Annotated in this window: 15 protein-coding genes; 2 read left to right on the top strand and 13 right to left on the bottom strand. The window is 22.7% G+C overall.

What is annotated here, in order from left to right:
• Positions 1-118 precede the first annotated feature (118 nt).
• Positions 119-562 carry a hypothetical protein gene (locus T523_RS08625; protein WP_042708582.1) on the bottom strand — a complete coding sequence of 148 codons (444 nt, stop codon included), beginning with the start codon at positions 560-562 and terminating at the stop codon, positions 119-121.
• A 102-nt stretch (positions 563-664) separates the two neighbouring features.
• A complete protein-coding gene (locus T523_RS08620; RefSeq protein ID WP_052334713.1) occupies positions 665-1,099 on the bottom strand; it encodes a hypothetical protein in 435 nt (144 codons plus the stop codon).
• Positions 1,100-1,449: 350 nt separating this feature from the next.
• Here T523_RS08620 and T523_RS08615 point away from each other — a divergent pair, with 350 nt between their 5' ends.
• Positions 1,450-2,046 (top strand): YigZ family protein, encoded by a 597-nt coding sequence (locus T523_RS08615; protein WP_042708581.1) that lies wholly within the window; start codon positions 1,450-1,452, stop codon positions 2,044-2,046.
• Positions 2,047-2,883: 837 nt separating this feature from the next.
• Here the strand turns inward: T523_RS08615 and T523_RS08610 are convergent.
• The 11 genes from T523_RS08610 to T523_RS08560 form a co-directional block, all read right to left on the bottom strand.
• Entirely contained in the window at positions 2,884-6,084 is a 3,201-nt protein-coding gene (locus T523_RS08610) for a DUF5814 domain-containing protein (protein ID WP_084486476.1), read from the bottom strand.
• 369 nt (positions 6,085-6,453) lie between these two features.
• Complete coding sequence (locus T523_RS08605) at positions 6,454-7,365, bottom strand: NAD(P)/FAD-dependent oxidoreductase (RefSeq protein WP_042708580.1); 912 nt, start codon at positions 7,363-7,365, stop codon at positions 6,454-6,456.
• Positions 7,366-7,943: 578 nt separating this feature from the next.
• Complete coding sequence (locus T523_RS08600) at positions 7,944-8,114, bottom strand: hypothetical protein (RefSeq protein ID WP_156929628.1); 171 nt, start codon at positions 8,112-8,114, stop codon at positions 7,944-7,946.
• Positions 8,115-8,617: 503 nt separating this feature from the next.
• Positions 8,618-9,580 (bottom strand): zinc metalloprotease HtpX, encoded by a 963-nt coding sequence (locus tag T523_RS08595; RefSeq protein WP_042708577.1) that lies wholly within the window; start codon positions 9,578-9,580, stop codon positions 8,618-8,620.
• A gap of 472 nt (positions 9,581-10,052) precedes the next feature.
• Positions 10,053-10,829: a 4,5-DOPA-extradiol-dioxygenase gene (gene ygiD / locus T523_RS08590; RefSeq protein WP_042708576.1), complete on the bottom strand. Its 777-nt coding sequence runs from the start codon at positions 10,827-10,829 to the stop codon at positions 10,053-10,055.
• A 243-nt stretch (positions 10,830-11,072) separates the two neighbouring features.
• Positions 11,073-12,767: a replication factor C large subunit gene (locus tag T523_RS08585; protein WP_042708575.1), complete on the bottom strand. Its 1,695-nt coding sequence runs from the start codon at positions 12,765-12,767 to the stop codon at positions 11,073-11,075.
• A 47-nt stretch (positions 12,768-12,814) separates the two neighbouring features.
• A complete protein-coding gene (locus tag T523_RS08580; RefSeq protein ID WP_042708574.1) occupies positions 12,815-13,762 on the bottom strand; it encodes a replication factor C small subunit in 948 nt (315 codons plus the stop codon).
• A 295-nt stretch (positions 13,763-14,057) separates the two neighbouring features.
• Positions 14,058-15,482 carry a nicotinate phosphoribosyltransferase gene (locus T523_RS08575; RefSeq protein ID WP_042708572.1) on the bottom strand — a complete coding sequence of 475 codons (1,425 nt, stop codon included), beginning with the start codon at positions 15,480-15,482 and terminating at the stop codon, positions 14,058-14,060.
• 286 nt (positions 15,483-15,768) lie between these two features.
• On the bottom strand, positions 15,769-17,424 hold the full coding sequence (locus T523_RS08570; RefSeq protein ID WP_042708571.1) for a collagen binding domain-containing protein: 1,656 nt from the start codon (positions 17,422-17,424) through the stop codon (positions 15,769-15,771).
• A 500-nt stretch (positions 17,425-17,924) separates the two neighbouring features.
• On the bottom strand, positions 17,925-18,314 hold the full coding sequence (locus T523_RS08565) for a C-GCAxxG-C-C family protein (RefSeq protein WP_042708569.1): 390 nt from the start codon (positions 18,312-18,314) through the stop codon (positions 17,925-17,927).
• A gap of 152 nt (positions 18,315-18,466) precedes the next feature.
• Positions 18,467-19,021: a flavodoxin family protein gene (locus T523_RS08560; RefSeq protein WP_042708568.1), complete on the bottom strand. Its 555-nt coding sequence runs from the start codon at positions 19,019-19,021 to the stop codon at positions 18,467-18,469.
• Positions 19,022-19,175: 154 nt separating this feature from the next.
• Between T523_RS08560 and T523_RS08555 the strand changes: the two genes are divergently transcribed.
• Complete coding sequence (locus tag T523_RS08555) at positions 19,176-19,550, top strand: DUF4258 domain-containing protein (protein WP_042708567.1); 375 nt, start codon at positions 19,176-19,178, stop codon at positions 19,548-19,550.
• Positions 19,551-19,860 lie beyond the last annotated feature (310 nt).

Here is a 19,860-nt window from a genome sequence, read left to right as displayed (position 1 = left end):
AAAAAAATATACTCTAAAAATTATAAAAATCTCAAGAAAGTTAATATAAAAAGTTTTTTAAAAAAATAGTGAATTTCAAGAAAGTTAAATTATATAAAAATAGCTAAAAAAGATATATTTACATTTTAATGAAAATGTAAATAGTTAAAATAATAAAGATTATTAAGATTACACTTAATATTGCAATAATTTGATTTTGATATTTAGATAAAGTATCTTGTTCAAATTCAGGTTTATCATTATTTGAATCATCAGTTAAATCATCAATATTAAAATTATTTATTGGTTTTTTAGATGAATTACCTCTATATAAAGATTTATCATCTTCAAAACTTTCTTTAATTGGTTTTTCAGATGCATCTTCATTTTCAAATTTATTATCTACATCTTTTGATTTAACAGAACCTTTAGGTTTATCATTAGAAGGCTCTGATTTAGATATAATTTTTTTATCTGCATTATTAATATTTCTTAAAACCTTTTGATACCTATTATAAAGTTCTTTATATTTATCATCAGATATTAAACCTGCTTCATAATCTTCTTGTAAAGATTTAATCATATTTTCAATATCTTTCTTTTCAGGAATAATTACACCTCCTAATTATATTCTCTAAATATTTATTATCTTGATCCATTAGGTGAACCTGCAGCACTAGAAGAACTACCTAGATGAACCACTACTAGATCCACTACCAGAAGAACCAGTACTAGAAGAACTAGATCCACTACCAGAAGAACCAGTACTAGAAGAACTAGATCCACTACCAGAAGAACCAGTATTAGATGAACTAGAATGCTGATTATTTGAATTTGAACTAGAACTTGATGACTGATCGTTACCACTATTACTACTTGAACCAGAATCAGAAGGAGCTGAATAATCAGATCCACTAGAACTATCTTGACTTATAGTATCAATTGGATTATCAGTAGTATTATTTGTTGTATTATTCATTGTATCATTAGTAATATTATTTCCAAAATCAGGTAATTTTAAATTAATATGTCCAGTCATCATTCCTGCAACATTACCTACACCACAAGCAACAATTGCAACAATAAATAAAACTAAAACAACTGCTTTTTTATCAGCCATAAAAATTCTCCTAATAAATATTATATTAAATTATGTATATTCAGTTAAAATCATATTTTCTTATAATGAAAAATATTAGTATATTTAACTAAATATAACTTAAATAATTATATTTAATATAAAATATATAAATATATCTATAAATATATAATTTAAGAAATTATAAGAACTAAATTAAAATTTAAAGAATATAAATATAAAAAATTAAAATTCTATTTAATATTAAAATAAAATTTAGACCTTATTAAAAATATGTTTTATTTAAAAATTTTAATACTTTAAAATCCATTAATTTTTAAATTTATAAATCTAGAAAACTTAAAAAAAAATTAATTTTAAAATTGATTAAAATGAAAACAATAAAGAAAAGTGTTGAATCTACAGTAAAAATTAAAAAATCAATATTTACTGCAAGATTATATCCTGCTCAAAACAAAAAAGAAGCTAAAAAAATAATTGAAGAAGTTTCAGATAGATATAATGATGCAACACACAATTGTACAGCATATATTGTAAGTGATTCACAAGGCTATGATGATAATGGTGAACCTAGTGGAACTGCAGGAAAACCAATGATTAATGTTCTTGAAAAAAATAATCTAGAAAATATTGTTGCAATAGTAACAAGATATTTTGGTGGAATAAAATTAGGTGCTGGAGGTCTTGTAAGAGCATACTCTCATTCAGTACTTGAAGCAATAAATATTGCAGAAATAGTTGAAATGAAAGAATTTGAAATATATGAATTTATATTTGATTATAAATACATTAAAAATATTGATGGTATCATTAGAAAATCAAATCTTAAAACAATTAAAAAAGAATATGATTCTAAAGTAAAGTATTATATTGCATCTAATAATCAGAAAATAATTGAAAATATTAATGAAAAATTTCAAAATGAAATAAAAATTAAATCTGTAGGTAAAAAATATTTAGAAGTATAATATATTTTTTAATAAAATAAGAAGATATTAATAATTTAAAATAATAATACTCATTTTTTATATAGACTTAACTTCATAATCCTAAATAATTCCAAAAAATAATTATAAGACATGAAAAAGTTTTAAAATTTTTATCTTTAAGAATAAGTAGTATTTTCTTAAAGATAAATAACTTATTTTAAAAAAGCATTTTTAAATAAAATAATAATTCTAGAATGAATCTAAATAATAGATAGACTAAACTTCACAAATTAAATGTCTTAAAATCTTAAGAGAAAAATATATATTATCTATAAAAAATTAAAAAGTGTTTTTATCAATCTTTCTAAGAATAATTTCTAATAACCTAGATAATTATCATATATTCAACCTTTAAACTACAATTAAATCAACTATAAAAATATATACTTTTTATATTCTAATTAAGATAGTATACATTAAAATATTTAAAAATCCTGAAAACTTTAAAAACATCTAATAATGAAATATAAATCAAAATCTACAATTTAGATTAACTAATTTCTAGAATCATATAACTTTTAAGCTAATATTTCCAATACAATTAAATAATACGGATTGTTACTTAAAGTTATTAAGTAGAATTTAATTTGTTTGGGCAATTGCATTATTAATTTATGCTTTTAATTATTAAAATATTTTTTGTAAAATACACAAAACTAAAAATATAAATCAATATTATTTTTAAAATACTTATTTTATATATTTCAAATCTAATAAAGTAGCATAAAAAAAGATATTAATAAAAAACAGTAAAAAAAAGAAGAGTATTAATAAAAAATACTGAAAAAGAAGAATACCCATTATAAAAAAATATTATTATGATTTAAAATCAATGATAACATTAGAATTACCATTTTTCATATCATTAATAATATGTTTAGATTTTTTATTCTTTTTAAAATTATTATTTTTATTGTTTTTCTGATTATTTGATTTATTATTCTGTTTATTAGACTGATGACTTTTACTATGATTATTCTCTTTATTAGATTTCTTATTATTTTTATGTTTATTCAAATCATGATTATTATTTTCTTTATTAGATTTCTTATTAGACTTATGACTTTTACTATGCTTATTTACTTTATTAGATTTCTTATTCTTATTATTCTTCTGTTTATGATTCTTATTATTATTTTTAGATTTTTTTCTATCTTTTGAAGATTTATTAGAGTTTACTTTAATTGATTTATGATTTTTATTATTATTCTTAGATGAATTTTTATGTTTATTATTCTTATTATTGTTCTTTTTAGATTTTTGCTTTAGATTATTTTTTGATTTAACTTTAATTTTATCTTTTTTAGATTTATGTGGATTTTCAATTTCACGAATAAGATATTCTGCTTGTTTATATAATTTATTCATATCAAATGCATAAGCTACTCTTTTAACAGCATCTAAACTTTTAATATAATTATCTAACCATGAAAAAATATCTCCAGGATAAGTATGTATTTGATAGTTATTAAATAATGTTTTAGATATATTAATTGGATCTTCACCATTTAATCTTTCATTTATAATAAGATAGGATATACCTCTTTGTAAGCAATCACAGAAAGGTTTATCAATACAATCACATCTTAAGAAATCAACTTGAATTCTAATTAATGCATCTTGGAATTTACTATCTAACTTGTTTATAACATCTCCAGATGATATAATATCCAGTGTAGACTCTGCAAATAATCTTGAGGAAACATTCATTTTTAATTTATTTGCTATTTGATTATGAACAGATGGTGAAAGATAAGCATTAGCAAATAATTCTAAATCCATAGCAATTGTTTTAACTTTAAGTTGATTAAGTTCTTTACGGCTTATAAATTTAAATACATTATTTGTAACTTTTTTATTAGTCTTTTTAAGATTTTTAGATTTATTCTTAGATTTATGAACTAAATCATTATAATATTCACTTTGTGGATTTAAAATATTAGGAATATTATTCATAATATAATCTGAATCTTTAAAGTAATTTGAGTTAAAAATGGAATCTTTAATAAATTGAGCTTTCTCAATTGATAAGAAACTCATTGTTACAGCTCGACCATACCTAGTTGCTTCAAGTATTCCTTTTTTATATTCAATAAATCCATCATCAATTAATTTACGTGTTATATATCTAGTATCAGATGGAATTTCAGTATTTTCATAGAACTCTTCAAGATCTGTCATAGTATTTACAGCACCAGAAGATATATCTGCAAGTATTTGCTCTTTCAATTGTTCTTCATCATAAATAATTTCAACATCTTCAGTATCACTTTCAAGAAGATTTAAAGCCATTGCTTCTTCTGTGTCAGTATCAAATTCTTTACCTATTTCAGGTAAAAGATATACTATTCCTCTATCATGGTATGATGGACGACCAGCACGTCCTAACATCTGTGAAAATTCATTAGGTCTAATCCATTTATTACCCATTAATAAAGTATCAAATATTACTTGACTTGCAGGAAAATCAACACCTGCTGCAAGAGCTGCAGTTGTAACAACAGCTTCTAATTTACCTTCATCAAATCTTTTTTCAATCTTAGCTTTTTTAGAATAAGATAAACCTGCATGATATGCTGCAGCTTTAATACCTTTATCAAGTAAGAAACTTGCAATCTGAGTTGTTTTACGTCTTGAATTAGTAAATATGATGGTTTGTCCTTTATATCCTTTAGATGAAACTGTATGATTTTCTTGAATAATAAGTTTTCTCATAATCTCTCTTTTTTGAGATTCATTCCTTACAAAACTAATATGTCTTTCAAGAGGAACTGGCCTATTTTCATATTTAACAAGATTCATATTGAATTTATCTGCTAAATATTCTGGATTCTTAATAGTAGCTGAAAGACCAATAAGTTGTGCACTTGGAAAAATTTTAGATAATCTTTTAATTAATCCATTAAGACGAGTACCTCTATCTTCATCATCTAACATATGGATTTCATCAATTAAAACAACCCCAAGATTATTTAAATCCTCATAATTTCCACTTCTAATCATATAATCTAAAGCTTCATATGTACCTACAACAATATCAGAATCATATATACTTTTATCAGGAAGTCTTAATTCACCTTTAGCTTTAACACGATTTTTACCAACTTTAATAGAAACTTTAAGATTTAAATCTTTATATTTTTCTTTAAAATCCCTATATTTCTGATTTGCAAGAGCAACAAGAGGTGTTAAAAATACAAATTTTTGACCTTTTAAAGCTTTTGGAACACCTGCAAGTTCACCAACTAATGTTTTACCACTTCCTGTTGCAGATACTGCAAGTATATTTTCATTTCTTAATAAACCTTCTTTAATTGCAAGTATTTGAACAGGTAAAAGTTTAGTATTACCATGAGAAATAAGAATATCCTTAAATTTTTTATTAACTTTAAGTCTCCTCATATCAATAAGTGGAATTTTTTTACTATTATCTACTTTAACCTTATCAAAAAGAGTTAAATCTGGATGACTTATAGGATCAAATTTAGGAGATAACATATCCATAATAATCTCAAGATTTCCTGTTTTATCTAGAATCCTTTTAAAATTCCTAAATACTCTTTTATCATAACCTCTTAATTTAAGCTGTTCTTTAATAGTGTTTTCTGCACAATCTTTACATAGTAATTGATTATGATATTTATAGGAATACTCAGAATTAATAATAGTAATCTTATTTTCAAGGACACAGTAATCACATATTCTTGTAAACCTATATTTAATATTTAAAGAATCTAAAAATTCTTCAAATTCTTCATCATGATTAGCTAAAAATACTATTTGACTTCTAAGTATTTTAATTGCTTCTTGTGGAGGATAAAATTTTTCATATAAAGATGAATTTTCTTCAATATTAAGATTAACAATGAATCTATTAAGTTCTATTTTTCCTTTTTCATCTTTTTTAAATTTTAATGTAGCTACAAAACTTGGTACTCTTTGAGTATTTAATGCACCTTTAGGTGAACCAATAGGATACATTTCCCACAATTTTTTCTTTTTCTTAAGAATTATCATTAATTTAATTTTAATCTTTAAAGTTTATAAAAATAATTGTTAAAGTAATTATTTAATAAAAAGTATATATTAAAATTTAAAGTCTCTTGAATCTATTTTTCTATAATAATTAATATTTGAAAACTAAATTCCATAAAAAACATCAAAATACTAAATAATTAGAATATAAAAAAATGGATTTTATAAAAAACACTAAAAATTAAGCTTAAAAAAACATCAAAATATTAAAAAAATTAAAAAAATAAAAAATAGATTTTATAAAAAACACTAAAAATATTAAACTTAAAAAAATTAAAAAATAATCAATAATTCTAAAAAATAGTAAAATAAATAGAAAATTGAAATATTGTAAATAATTTAGAAAAAAGCTTATGAATTTTTAATAATATCTTCATAAGCACTTATTGCAGCAACTGCACCTTCACCACAAGCTACAATCCACTGTTTTAATCCACCAGTAACATCACCTGCAGCATAAACATTACATAAACCAGTTCTCTGATATTTATCACATAAAATACTTCCATCATCACTAAGTTTAAGATTCAATTTCTCTGCAATTTTATTATGTGGAATATCACCTACTGCAATAAAGACCCCATTTACTGAAATTTCAGATTTAGTACCATCTTTATTTAATAATTTAACATTACTTACAAGTGGTTCTCCTTCAATTGCTTCTACAGTAGTATTCCATATAATAGGAATCTTAGATTCTATAAGTTGATCTTCTAAATATTTTTGACATCTTAATCTATCTCGTCTATGAACTAATGTAACATTACATCCAAGATCTTTAAGATATATTGCATCAATTGCTGCAGTATTTCCACCACCTACAACAAGTATATCTTTTCCTTTAAAAAACATTCCATCACAAGTAGCACAATAAGATACACCTTTACCTAAATGTTCATTTTCACCTTTAACATCAAGTTGTCTATGTCTTGAACCAGTTGTTAAAATAATAGCCTTTGATGTATATTCTCCTTTTGAAGTTTTAACAATAAAAGAATGATTTTCATTAAATACATCAAGTACTTCTTCAAATTCATGAATATCAGCATACTTTGATGTTTGTGACTTGGTTTTTTCAATTATTTCTAATCCACTTACCATTGAAAAACCAGGATAATTATCAATTACTGGAACTTCTCTAGCTTGACCACCTGCTAATTCTTTATCAAGAATTAAGGTTTTTAAATTTTGACGACCTGTATAAATTCCTGCTGTAAGACCTGCAGGACCTCCACCAACAATAATAACATCATAATTTTCCAATTTAATACCTCTTAAAAAATTTATAAAAATAAAAGTCATTTTTAAATTAATATTATATTAAGCAATATGATATTTATAATTTTTAAATATTAATAAAAAACAAGTTTTCTTAAAAAAATATTTTAATTATTTAAATAAATCTATTAATTTTAAAGATTAAAATGTTTTAGAGAATATATAATTTTTAAAAAGACAAAAACACTTTAAAATGAGTAATCATAAAATAAAAGCTCATTAAATAAAAATAAAAATAAAAAAAGCTCAGTAACTAAAAATAAAACAATCATAAATTAAAGAAAATAAAATATTAAAATTTAAATTAACCAAATTAACAAAAAATAGTTAAAAAAAACAAGAAAAATCTAAATTAACCAAAAATAGTTAAAAAAATAAAAAAATCTAAATTAACTAAATTAACCTAAATTAGTTAAAAAAACCAAGAAAAATATAAAACTTCAATAAAAAGAAATTATATAAAAATAGAATTCTAATTAAGCTATATAAAAATATAAATTTTTAATATAAATAAAAATTAATATTAAAAAGTCCTAATTTTAAATAAAAATATAAGATTTAACTTATCTTTCAGGCATTTGATAAGCTAAATAAGCTGCCAAAAGACCAATAACAAACCATACAAACTCTGCAATCCATGACGCAGTAAGATAATATAATATTCCAAATATTATTATTGTTAAAACAAAAACAAAAAATCCGTTTTTACTATCACCTTGTATTAGCTGACCCATTCCTGGTAGGAAAAATGAAATAATACCAGCTAATGTTTTACTAACCATTAAACTCCTCCAAAATATATAAAAATTTGATATTAAATTTTAAAATTTAGTTACATATTAAAATTTATTTTTAATATGATATAAAGTTTTTCATAAGTGTATATTATAAAATATAGTTTATTAAACAATAAAAGAATAATGTTTATAAAAGTTATATAATGTATAATTAAAGTATTAAAAATATAAATAAATAATATTAATAAAAATTAAAAAAATAAAAATTTATAAATTAATAAAATATTTAAAATTTACTTATAAAAAAAAATAGTATTAAAAATTTAATTATATAAAATCTACTTATTCATAAATTTAAAGAAAATCAATTTAATTTTCTAAAATCAAAGTATTAAAATAAAATTTTAATTTTAAACAATAAAAAAAAATAAGAATACTATTTAATAAAAAAATAGTATTTGTGTTTATTTAAAAATTAAAAAGAAAATTAAAAATAAAAATTAATTTTCTAATTCAGAAAGTCTTTTAATCCTTTTAAGCATATCTGGGTGAGTTGAGAATAATTCCATGAATTTATTTCCTCTAGAAACTTTAACATTAGAATTTCTAAGTTGTCTTAACTCATCAGAGCCAATAATTCCATCACCATCTAAATCAACTTGAGATAACTCAGTAATATCTCTTTCTGCATGAGAAACATCATTTAAGAAAAATGCTTTATTTCCTTCACATTCTTTAATCTCAGATGATGGGGCAGCTGCTGCACCATATACAAGTTTATATAATGCTGAAGCTAACCATTCTGGTTTATTTCCAAGTTCTACACTTCCTTGATCAGCATAATATTCTCTTATTCTTGAAACAAATAAGACTAATAATTGACCTATAAAGTAGAAAACTAAACCAAGAACACCTATTATAGCTCCAAGACCATTATCATCATTATTAGAGTATAAGAATCCCATTGCAGTATAATAACAAATCATTGGAATTACACTAATAATAGTATTAATAGCACAATCATAATGTTTAATATGAGACATTTCATGTCCTAAAACTGCTTTAAGTTCATCATGATTTAAAACATTTAAAATACCTGTAGTAACAGCAATGTGTCCATCTCTTCTAGTTCTACTATATGCAAATGCATTAGGAACAGACATATTACAAATACCTACAGTAGGTTTTGGAATACCTGCATTTGCAGCTAATTCTGCAACCATTTGATGCAATTCAGGTGCTTCAGCTTCAGAAACCCGTCTTACACCCATTGACCATTCAACAAGTTTAGGACCAGCTAAGAATTGTATAAATGTTATAACTAATGATATACCTAGCCATACCATTGGAGCCATACTTACACCAACAAGTGCACAGACTAATCCAACAACAATATACAACATAACAAACATAAGAATTGAAGCCAACATCATCCTCAGATGTAACTTCCAAGTACCTTTCATTATATATCATCTCATTTATTTAGTAAATTTATAGTATTATTATAAATTAATTAGAGTTTAAGTAATTAATTTATAATTTTAACTAATATCTTATATTTTCAATAATATTATATAATTAAAGTATATAATACTTTCTTTTTAAACTTTATTAAATAAAAGAATGAAACTATTAAAAACTTATTTTATTTAAAATTTTAATTTTTTAGTCTTTGTTGAAATCCTCAAAATTTTATAAATAAACTTTCATAAAAATTGATTTTTAAATATTAACTAAGTTTAAATTTTTAAAAAAAAAATAGATTTCAAGAGACTCAATTTCTTAAAAAAAAGATAAATTTAAAATAAATTATACTATAAAAGATTTAAAAAAATAAATTAAGTATATAAATTTAATTTAAATCTTCAAATATAAAGTCATATAAAACCTAATCAGAATCTTCAAATACAAATTAAATCAAAGTAATGAAACCATTTAATCAGAATCTTCAAATATAAATGAAGTCATAGTAATAGAGCCTAATTCACCATCTTCATTAAATATTATAGGTTTATCGGAAGGTGATAATAAACCTAAAACATTTAAAAATGGAATAAAATGTTCTGTAGTAGGTATTGCAAGATTATAATTTTCAATATCTTTATAATTTATAATTTTTTCATAATCTTGATTGATTATGGCATCTTTAATATTATTATCAAACTCTTGTGCCCAATCATAAACCTTATCCATTCTCCAATCTACCATACCTAAATTATGTACAATATTACCACTAGCTAATATTAATGCACCTTCTTCTCTTAATGGTTTTAATTTTTCACCAATTTCAAATTGTTCTTTAGGTAATAAATTAACATTAACACTAATCATTACAACAGGTATATCTGCATCTGGATACATATTTGAAAGAACTGACCAAACACCATGATCTATTCCCCAATCATTATTTTCTTTTCCAGAATCTCCAAGTAAATCAAGAACTTTTTTTGCATATTCCGGTGATCCTTTAGGTTCATAGTGAACTTGATATAATTCATCTGGGAAACCATACATATCATTAACTTGTTTATTAAAATCAGCAGTTCTCACATATAATTCATCTTTAAACCAATGTGCAGAAATTGCAATAATAACTTTAGGTGTTCCTATGTATTTTCCTAATTCTTTCCATTTAAGTCTATAAGGATTATCTCCAATTGCATTTAAGGGAGATCCATGACCTACAAAAATAACTGGTTCTTTTTTGACCATATTTAAACTCCAAATAATATTGTATTTATAAAAAGTAAATATTAGTAATTTTTTAAACTATATATAAACTTCTAATTAAACTAATATAAAAAAAATAAAGACTATGAACTTTTTAAACCATATATAAACTTCTAAACAAACTAAATATAAAAAATAAAAATAGTTTAATATTAATTTATTGAAAATTTAATTTAAATAAAAAATTTCTATTTAAATTGAAAAATCAATGAATTAATAAAATATTTAAAAGCTAAATAAAGAAGTTTGAACTGTATTATCTTTATCTTTTTTAGATTTTTCCTTAGATTTAGAATCTTTTATAGACTTAGAATTATTATTATCTAAATTGGAATTTTCATCTTTAGATTTTTTATCTGTATCATTACTAGAAACAGACTCTAAATCCTTATTCTTAAACTCTTTAATTAAATCATTATTAGAAACTGACTCTAAATCATTACTCTTAGACCCATTACCTAAATCATTACTAGAAACAGACTCTAAATCCTTATCCTCCTGAGTTTTAAATTCAGAATTTTCATTAGACTTGTTTTTAGATTTAAATTCATCTTTTTTAAAATCAACTATTGATTCTTCTTTATTTGTTTTAAAATCAAGAGTTTCATCAGAAGAAAGATTTATAGAATTATTAAAAGCATTTTTCATCTTTTCTCTTTCTTCAGCACGTCTTTTAGCTCTTTCTTTATCCATTTTTTCAATGAATTTTTTAGGTATTTTCTTTTTCCTAAATCTTTTAATCTCTTTATCATCTAATTCTAAAAATGAAGATATTTCATATGCAGTTTTATCATCTTGGAACATTATCTCAAAATAAGGAAACATTGTATATGCTGTTTTTAATGAAACATGCATTTTTGCTTCCATTTTCTCAGCAATTGAATCTCTAAGACTTCTTTTTCCCCTATATCTTGCCATTTTACTAAATGCATTAGGATATTGTATTTTTGTAAATTTACGATATTTTTCATCCTTAGATAATGCTACTCCAAGACCCATAAATTGAGTTGCATATTTCCAGTAACCATAATTTCTACTATCTCTTGTATGTCCAAAGAATATATCTGCTTTAGAAATATAATCATAAGCTTTTTTAATTTCATGAGGTTTTTGATATTCACGTGGAATATTTTCTGCAATATATTCCATTACAAGTGTTGGTTCCTCTTCAAGATACAATACATCTCTTATATGATTATAATTTTTACTTTTAAGTACTGTGGTTACTGCATCAAAAATTGTTGATTTATCATTTTTTTGAGAAATAGCTTCTAAATCTTCTGGATTTAATGTTCTAGATTCTTCAGTTAATGCTTGAAGACTATTAATAGCTGAACGCATATCACCATTAGATTTTTTAGCAAGTATATTTAATGTTTCTTTATCTGCTTCTATATTCTCTTTTTTACAAATTGACTGGAGATTTGTTCTAATACTAGGTGATCTAACTTTACTCATTTTTACAACAGTTACTTTTTTTCTAATGGTTGTAAGTCTTTTTGAGTATAAATCATTAGCCATCATAACTATTGGATGTTGAGATTCCTCAATAATTTTATTTATAGCTCTTGTTCCACCTCTATCATCATTACCAGTAATACCATCAATTTCATCTAAAATAATGAGTTTTGGATTATCTGAAAATAAAGAATGTGTAGAAGTAGATTCTCCAATAGTGTTCATTAAAATATCATAAGAACGTTTATCACTAGCATTTAACTCAATATATTCACCAAACTCATGACCAATAATTTGTGCAAAGGTAGTTTTTCCAACACCTGGAGGACCAACAAGAAGTAAACATTTTTGAGGATTACCTTTTTTCCATTCCTCAATCCAATGTTTTATTAATTTTTTCTCTTTAGCATAACCTTTAATATCTTTAAAGGTTTGAGGTCTATATTTATCTGTCCATTGCATATTTATTCCCTTTAAATAATTTTAAAAAGATTTTAAATAAAATTTAATCATAAAAATTTAGCAAGAAGAGCTTCAAGTTGTATTCTTGGATTAGATCCTTCACGTATTCTAAAATCAGTTTCAGCTATATCATTTACTAATTGAATATAAACGGAACTATCCATATTTCCATCAGTAACCCTTTTTGTAACATCTTGATAAATCTGTGTAACCATATCCTCTCCACTTGTTCCTTGAAGAATCATAGTTTCACGAAGTAAATCTCTTGATTTCATAAAATCACCAGTCATTGCTGCAGTAATCATATTATGAACATCTTGAGGTTTTGATTTAGATATTACTCCATATACAGAGTCTTCACTAATTTCTTCACCTTCAGTTGCAGCAGACTGTAATACATTTACAGATTTACGCATATCTCCTTCTGCAAAGTATACGATTGTATCAAGCCCTTCATCAGTATAATCAAATCCTTCTTCTTCACAAATATATGCAAGACGTTTTTTAATATCTTCACTTTTAACTGGTGCAAATCTAAATATTGCACATCTTGATTGTATAGGATCAATGATTTTAGATGGATAATTACAAGATAAAATAAAAGATGCAGTTTTGGTATACATTTCCATTTCACGTCTTAATGCATGTTGAGCATCTTTAGTCATATTATCAACTTCATCTAAGAAAATAATCCTAAATGGAGCACCAACTGGTTTTAATCTACAGAAGTTTTTAATATTGTTTCTTACAGTGTCAATACCTCTTGCATCAGATGCATTTAATTCAAGGAAATTTTGTTTCCAATATTCACCTAAAACAGATTTAGCTAAAGCTAAAGCAGTAGTAGTTTTACCTACACCTGCAGGACCTGAAAACATAAGGTTAGGCATGCTTCCTTCATTTTTATAATTTTTTAAACGTTTAATAATTTGTTCTTGACCAACTATATCATCTAAGGTTTGTGGTCTATATTTTTCTACCCAAGGTCCTATCATCTTTTCACCATAATATTTTTAAAAATAAAATTTATATTGATTATAATTATATTTTTTATAATATTTATATTATTTTTAGTCTAAAAATTAATGAATTTAAACTTAATATAAAGATATAAAAGAATAAAATAGATTATTTACTATAATTAAAAGCTAAATAAAAAAAGAAAAAGAAAAATAACTTATCTACAAATAATTAAAAACTAAATAAAAAAAAATAATTACCTACAATAATTAAAAAAAATAAAAAAGGAAAAAATTAAATAAAAACTAAAAAATCTAAATAAATTAGAATTTACATAGAATTTAAAGGATATAAATTATATTTTTCAGTTCTTAATTTAATATCATTGAAATTATCATCAACGAGAAGTTCACCATCTTTAAATACAGTTCTTAAGATATCTTCACCTGGAGTATCAATTGGAACTGTTTTAAAGTTTTGACCATTAGCTAATAATTTAAGTCTTCCTTTTTTAGATTTTTTACTATTATCTAGTGGTTTTTTAAATATATCAACCCATTTACCATTTCTATATTGAGCTGAACATTTAAATGCTGTTCTTTGAGTATCTCTAGTTACATCAGAGTGTAATCCTCCACCCATACCAAAAAGAATATTTTCTGCAGCCCATTTGTGTGCTTTAATACCAAATAGGATATCACGTATTTTATGATAATTTAAACCATCACCCCATAAAACACCAATATTAGCATTAAATACTTTATATCCTGCATCATTTAAATGGGTACCAAATCCTTTCTCAATAATTTCAAGACAATCAATAGTAGTAGATACAGGTTCACCACTATCTGGACGGAAGACAATTTTATTTCCAGGATCTTTATTTAAGAACTTTTTAATTTCATTATTAAGTTCATATCCATCAAAACAAGCATTTTTTAAAAAGTTTTTATAATCATAACTATCAATTACAACTGATAAAATACCATTATGTGCACTTCTAACTACATTAATTGCTTGTTTTAATTCATTTTCTGGTCCTTCTGCAGTCATTACACTGTGTTCAGTTGCTTGTACTGAAAAACCTTCAATTTCATTTGTATTATAATAATTTGGTGGAATTGTAAGTGCAACTAAAGTATCTGTTCCAGAAAAACTAAGTAAATGTGCAGAACTACAAAGTTTTGCAGATTCAGTAGAACTTGCTCCACGATATCCAAAATCATGTAACATAAATGGAAGATTATCTTTTTTAGATCCTGTTACATCAAGATAAAAATTACATAATTTTTTAACTTCTGCAGATAATGTTGCAACAGTTGATGGATACCATACTTGTTGAAGTAATGGTTCAAGATAATTTGTTAACCAGAAACAACGTTTATCTGTGTTTTCAACAGTCATTAAAACATTACTTACATTTACAGGAGTTCCTTCAGGAACTGCTTTTATCTCAATTGGAAGTTTTCCATCAAGTTCTTTTGCAATATACATCCAATCATCATAATTAAAAATACCTTCACCAAGATGGACTTTCATAATATCATTTGCTTCTTCTACTTTCTCTTCAGTTACAACATTTCCAACTAAATATTTTTTAAGAATATATTGTAATCCATAGAAGATTGTTTTATTAAATTCAGCCCCAGTCCTATTTTCAAGATAAGAATAAATTTTTTCAGTACCTTTTGGATAAAAGTAATGATGTGTAATCTTATAACTATCTGTTAATAAACATATATTATTTTCTATCATAGTATTCACCCTCTTTAAAATTATAATAATAGATTATAAAATACTTATTAATATATTTAATCATTATTATTAAGTAGATTAATTAATTAAAAAACTTAAACAAATTATAAATTATTTAAAGTTAATTAATTAAAAATCTAAACAAATTATTTAAATTATCTAAATTAATTGATTAATTTATTAAAAAATCGGAATTTAAATTATCATATTATTAATTAAAAAACCTAAATTAATCTAAATTAAAAAGTTAAATAAAAAATATCTAAAAAAAGAAAAAAAAATAAAATTATTTTTTAATTGTAATTGGAATATTCCATCTTAAAGAGTTATAATTTCTATTATTTGAGTATAATGTAATTACAAAATTATTTTTACCAATTTTTAATTTATTAGTTGGATAATTTATAATACCTTTAGAATTGGTTTTAAACCATTTATAATTTCTAAAAGAATTAATACCAATACTTACTTTAAATGATGATAAAACATTAGTTTTATACATAAAAGATAAAGAAACAGTTTTACCTCTTTTTATAGAATATTTTAATACTGGTGTATTATTAACAATTGTATAATCCATATCTACATTTTTAAAATAAAGTGAAGGATTTGCTTTAAGTATTTTAATTGAAGCTTTTTTACTTAATAATACACTAGCAACATTTATCTTAGAGATAATTGGATAATTACCAATACCTAAATTTATATTAAATGTAGCAATTCCTTTAGAATTTGTAATTCTTGCATATGTTTTACCTTTAATTGTAAAATATACTTTAATACCAGAAATTGGATTATTCTTATATAATACCTTAGCAGTATAAGCTGCATCTAAATATTTTTTACTTACACTAGAAACAATAAGTGAAGTTTTAGATTTAATCCATTTATTTACAATAACATTAGAAGATTTAGATATACTATAACCATAAACATTAGTATTTACAGTGAATTTATATTTACCTGGATTTAAGTTTACAATTAAATATCCAATACCTTGTTTATCTGTTTTTACATTATATTTTACATTTAAAAGACTGATAACTACAGTAGTATTTGTAATTGGAACATCTTTATATAATAATTTTACAGTATATTTTTTACTATCTCTAAAATCTTTATTTAAATCAGCTACTATAATATGAATTAATGATTTATTTACTATTACATTAATAGTAGATTCTACAACAATAGATGTTCTAGGAATATAAGTATAAACATTATATTTACCTGGACTTAAATCAAGAGGTATTGATGCTTCACCTTCTTCATTTGTAGTAGCTGTATAATTATGGCCTAAAACATTAAATATAATAGTATGATTAACTAAAACTTTACCATTTGAACTTATTTTCCCAGTAAGTTTTGCATCATCAGTATAATATACTGTAATATTATCTACTTTTAGATCAATAGGATTTACAATATATCCATATTTTGTAGAATTTGATTTTAAATAAGTATAATTTCCAAAATTACCACCATTATAAATAATTGTAATATTGTATATACCTGGATTTCTAGGTGTCCAAATAAATGAATTATTATTTATACTAGCAGTATGGGAAATTGTTTTATTAGATCCAATAATGTATATTGTTGCATTACCAAAATTAATTGCCTTACCTTCAGAGCTAACAGATACATTGATGTATATAGGATTACCTTCTAAAGAAGAATCATTTGTAATTATCCTAGTAGTAGTATTAGCTTCAATAGGGGAGTTATTTCTTAGTTTTGTAATATTATTATTTGAAGTACTATAATTATCCTCAGATTGATAATTAGATGATGTATTTACAAACTGATAATCATATGAATTATTAGAAGGAATACAATCAGTATAATTCATTACAGATGAATCTGTAGCAGATACACTAGTAAGACAGACAATTACAATTATAAATAAACCTAAGAATATAAATTTATTATAATTTTTCATCATATCTCCAATTTATTCTTGAATATTTAAAATATCTTATTTAAAAATTAAATAAAATTTTAATATTTAATTTCTTTTTAAATAAAAATTAAATATTAATTTAATTACTAAAAATTAATTTTGTTGAAAATTAATTTTAAAAATTTAATTCTTAAAACATGTGATTTTCTAAATTTAAAATATTATAATTTCAACAATAATAAAAATTTAGTAATTATATAAATTATATGATTATATAAGATATATAATTTTTCTTAAAAGAAATCATTAATAAATTAGAGTTAAAATATACTTTGTTTAATAAAATTAAAAATTAATATTAAATTGTTAAAAAATAATTTTAAAAAATATAATAAAAAATAGAAATTTTTAAAAAAAATATACAATATAAAGTATACTTTAATTTAGATAAAGTATATACTATAAATATTTTTAAAATTATAAAAAAAGTAATTTATTTTTAAAAAAAATTAAAAAAAATTGAAATAAAACTTAAGAATTTAATCTTTTAAAAGTTCACAGACCTTATTACCTGCAAATAAACAAACATCAACACATGGAGATTTATCTTCACCATTTTTAGATATAGCTCCACATTTTACAGAACCATATTTATCTTGAAATTCATTAAACAATTCTTTAGACATAGGTTTTATATCATCTTCATCAGCTAAAATACCTAATGCCATAACAGCACCAGTTATAGCACCACAAGTACCATCAGCAAATGTTCCTCCAATTCCACCAGAAAATCCAAGAGCAATTTTAGATAAATCTTCAACATCAATATCACAGTCTTCACAAAGTCCCATAAGTGTAGCTTGTGAACAACTATAATCTTTTCTATAATCCTCTATTTTTTTAGATATCTCTTTTGAATTTAAATCCATAATATCACCTTAATATAGATTGTAATACTATAAAAAACACTAAAAAATTAAAACATCCCAATATATTTAATCACAATATTATAAAAAAACATTAAAAAATTAAAAAATAAAAAATAGCTAAAAAATATTAGCTATTTAATAATAAAAATAGTTTATAATAATTTTTTACCAAATTCTTTTGCTTCTTGAATTTGATCATCTTTGTTTTTAAAAGCTCCTGGTTCATTATTTTCACTTAAACTTAAAATATCTCCTTTTTGGAAACCAAGTATATTAAAAGCATTCATTTGTGTTTCAAGTGATGGTTCAAATGATTCAGCAGGTGCAACACCATTACTAGTAATAAAGAATACTTTTTTATTAGCAAATAATTTTTGATAATCTTCATTCATGAAGTAAGAATATAATCTATCAATAATTAATTTAGCTTGTGCACTTACATCAGAGAAATAAATTGGACTTCCGAATACAATAACATCAGAATCTTCAATTTTTTTATAAATAGCTTGCATATTATCTTGAATTGCACAATGACCATCATGTGCTTTACAATAATTATCAGATTGACATGGAGAAATATCTAATTTATTTGTACTAATAATAACAGTTTCAGCACCTTCTTCTTGTGCAGTTGAAAGTGCAACTTCCATTGCAGCTTTAACATTACTATCTGGTCTTGGACTTGTATTAATTCCTAAAATTTTCATAATTACACACTCTTTAATCTTTTTTATATTAAATTAGATAATTCAAATTATATAAATATTTAGTTTAGTTCTAAAATTATTAATCAGTAGTAAAAACTTTATATAATACTTAAATTAAAGATAATAGGTATAAATATAATTATAAGGGAATAATATGAATGCATTTGATAGATTTGTAATTGGAGATACAGATAATATAGAATGGTGTTTTGAAAATAGACATTTTAATAAAAGATTATTAGATAATGGTATTTCAAGAGAATTTATAGTAGATACTGTTTATAATGAGGAACCAATAAATTATGAACATAGTGGTAAAAACCAATATGCAGTTATATTTCCTGCACCAAGTACAAAGAATTACTCTGAAATTAAAGTAATATTTGCATGTAATGATAATAAAATAGATCTTGTTACAATAATGCCTCATGGAAAAACTAATCGTCAACAAAATACTTATAAATCAGATTCATATAAAAAGAAAGAAAAAATGATTAATAAAGCAAAATCTAAAAGAGATTATTTATAAAAACTAAATATTTATAGATTAAATATCTATAAATCTATTTTTAAATACATTAAATAACAATAAAAAAATCTAATTTTACTAAGATACAAAAACTAATTATCTATAAATTAAATTATCTATAAAACTATTTTTTACAATAAAATATGAAGATTTCAAAAAATTATTAAAAAATCAAAAAATATTTTAGTTCAATTAATTTTGATAATTATGTTAAAGTTTTAAATAAATCCATAGAAAATTATTAAAAATAACTTAAAGATAAGAAAAAAGTAAACTATATATTTTAAATTACACACATAATAACATTAAA

The organism is Methanobrevibacter wolinii SH (assembly GCF_000621965.1).
In the GTDB taxonomy this organism is placed as follows: Archaea; Methanobacteriota; Methanobacteria; order Methanobacteriales; family Methanobacteriaceae; genus Methanarmilla; species Methanarmilla wolinii.
Note: the sequence above shows the minus strand (reverse complement) of the source record. Positions and strands in the feature narration are given on the sequence as shown.

Coding starts and splice junctions, on each gene's coding strand:
- T523_RS08585 (WP_042708575.1), bottom strand. CDS start 12,767: ATGCAATGGACAGATAAATATAGACCTCAAACCTTTAAAGATATTAAA.
- T523_RS08570 (WP_042708571.1), bottom strand. CDS start 17,424: ATGAAAAATTATAATAAATTTATATTCTTAGGTTTATTTATAATTGTA.
- T523_RS08565 (WP_042708569.1), bottom strand. CDS start 18,314: ATGGATTTAAATTCAAAAGAGATATCTAAAAAAATAGAGGATTATAGA.
- T523_RS08600 (WP_156929628.1), bottom strand. CDS start 8,114: ATGGGTCAGCTAATACAAGGTGATAGTAAAAACGGATTTTTTGTTTTT.
- T523_RS08625 (WP_042708582.1), bottom strand. CDS start 562: ATGATTAAATCTTTACAAGAAGATTATGAAGCAGGTTTAATATCTGAT.
- T523_RS08620 (WP_052334713.1), bottom strand. CDS start 1,099: ATGGCTGATAAAAAAGCAGTTGTTTTAGTTTTATTTATTGTTGCAATT.
- T523_RS08555 (WP_042708567.1), top strand. CDS start 19,176: ATGAATGCATTTGATAGATTTGTAATTGGAGATACAGATAATATAGAA.
- T523_RS08575 (WP_042708572.1), bottom strand. CDS start 15,482: ATGATAGAAAATAATATATGTTTATTAACAGATAGTTATAAGATTACA.
- T523_RS08560 (WP_042708568.1), bottom strand. CDS start 19,021: ATGAAAATTTTAGGAATTAATACAAGTCCAAGACCAGATAGTAATGTT.
- T523_RS08580 (WP_042708574.1), bottom strand. CDS start 13,762: ATGATAGGACCTTGGGTAGAAAAATATAGACCACAAACCTTAGATGAT.
- T523_RS08595 (WP_042708577.1), bottom strand. CDS start 9,580: ATGAAAGGTACTTGGAAGTTACATCTGAGGATGATGTTGGCTTCAATT.
- T523_RS08615 (WP_042708581.1), top strand. CDS start 1,450: ATGAAAACAATAAAGAAAAGTGTTGAATCTACAGTAAAAATTAAAAAA.
- ygiD (WP_042708576.1), bottom strand. CDS start 10,829: ATGGTCAAAAAAGAACCAGTTATTTTTGTAGGTCATGGATCTCCCTTA.
- T523_RS08610 (WP_084486476.1), bottom strand. CDS start 6,084: ATGATAATTCTTAAGAAAAAGAAAAAATTGTGGGAAATGTATCCTATT.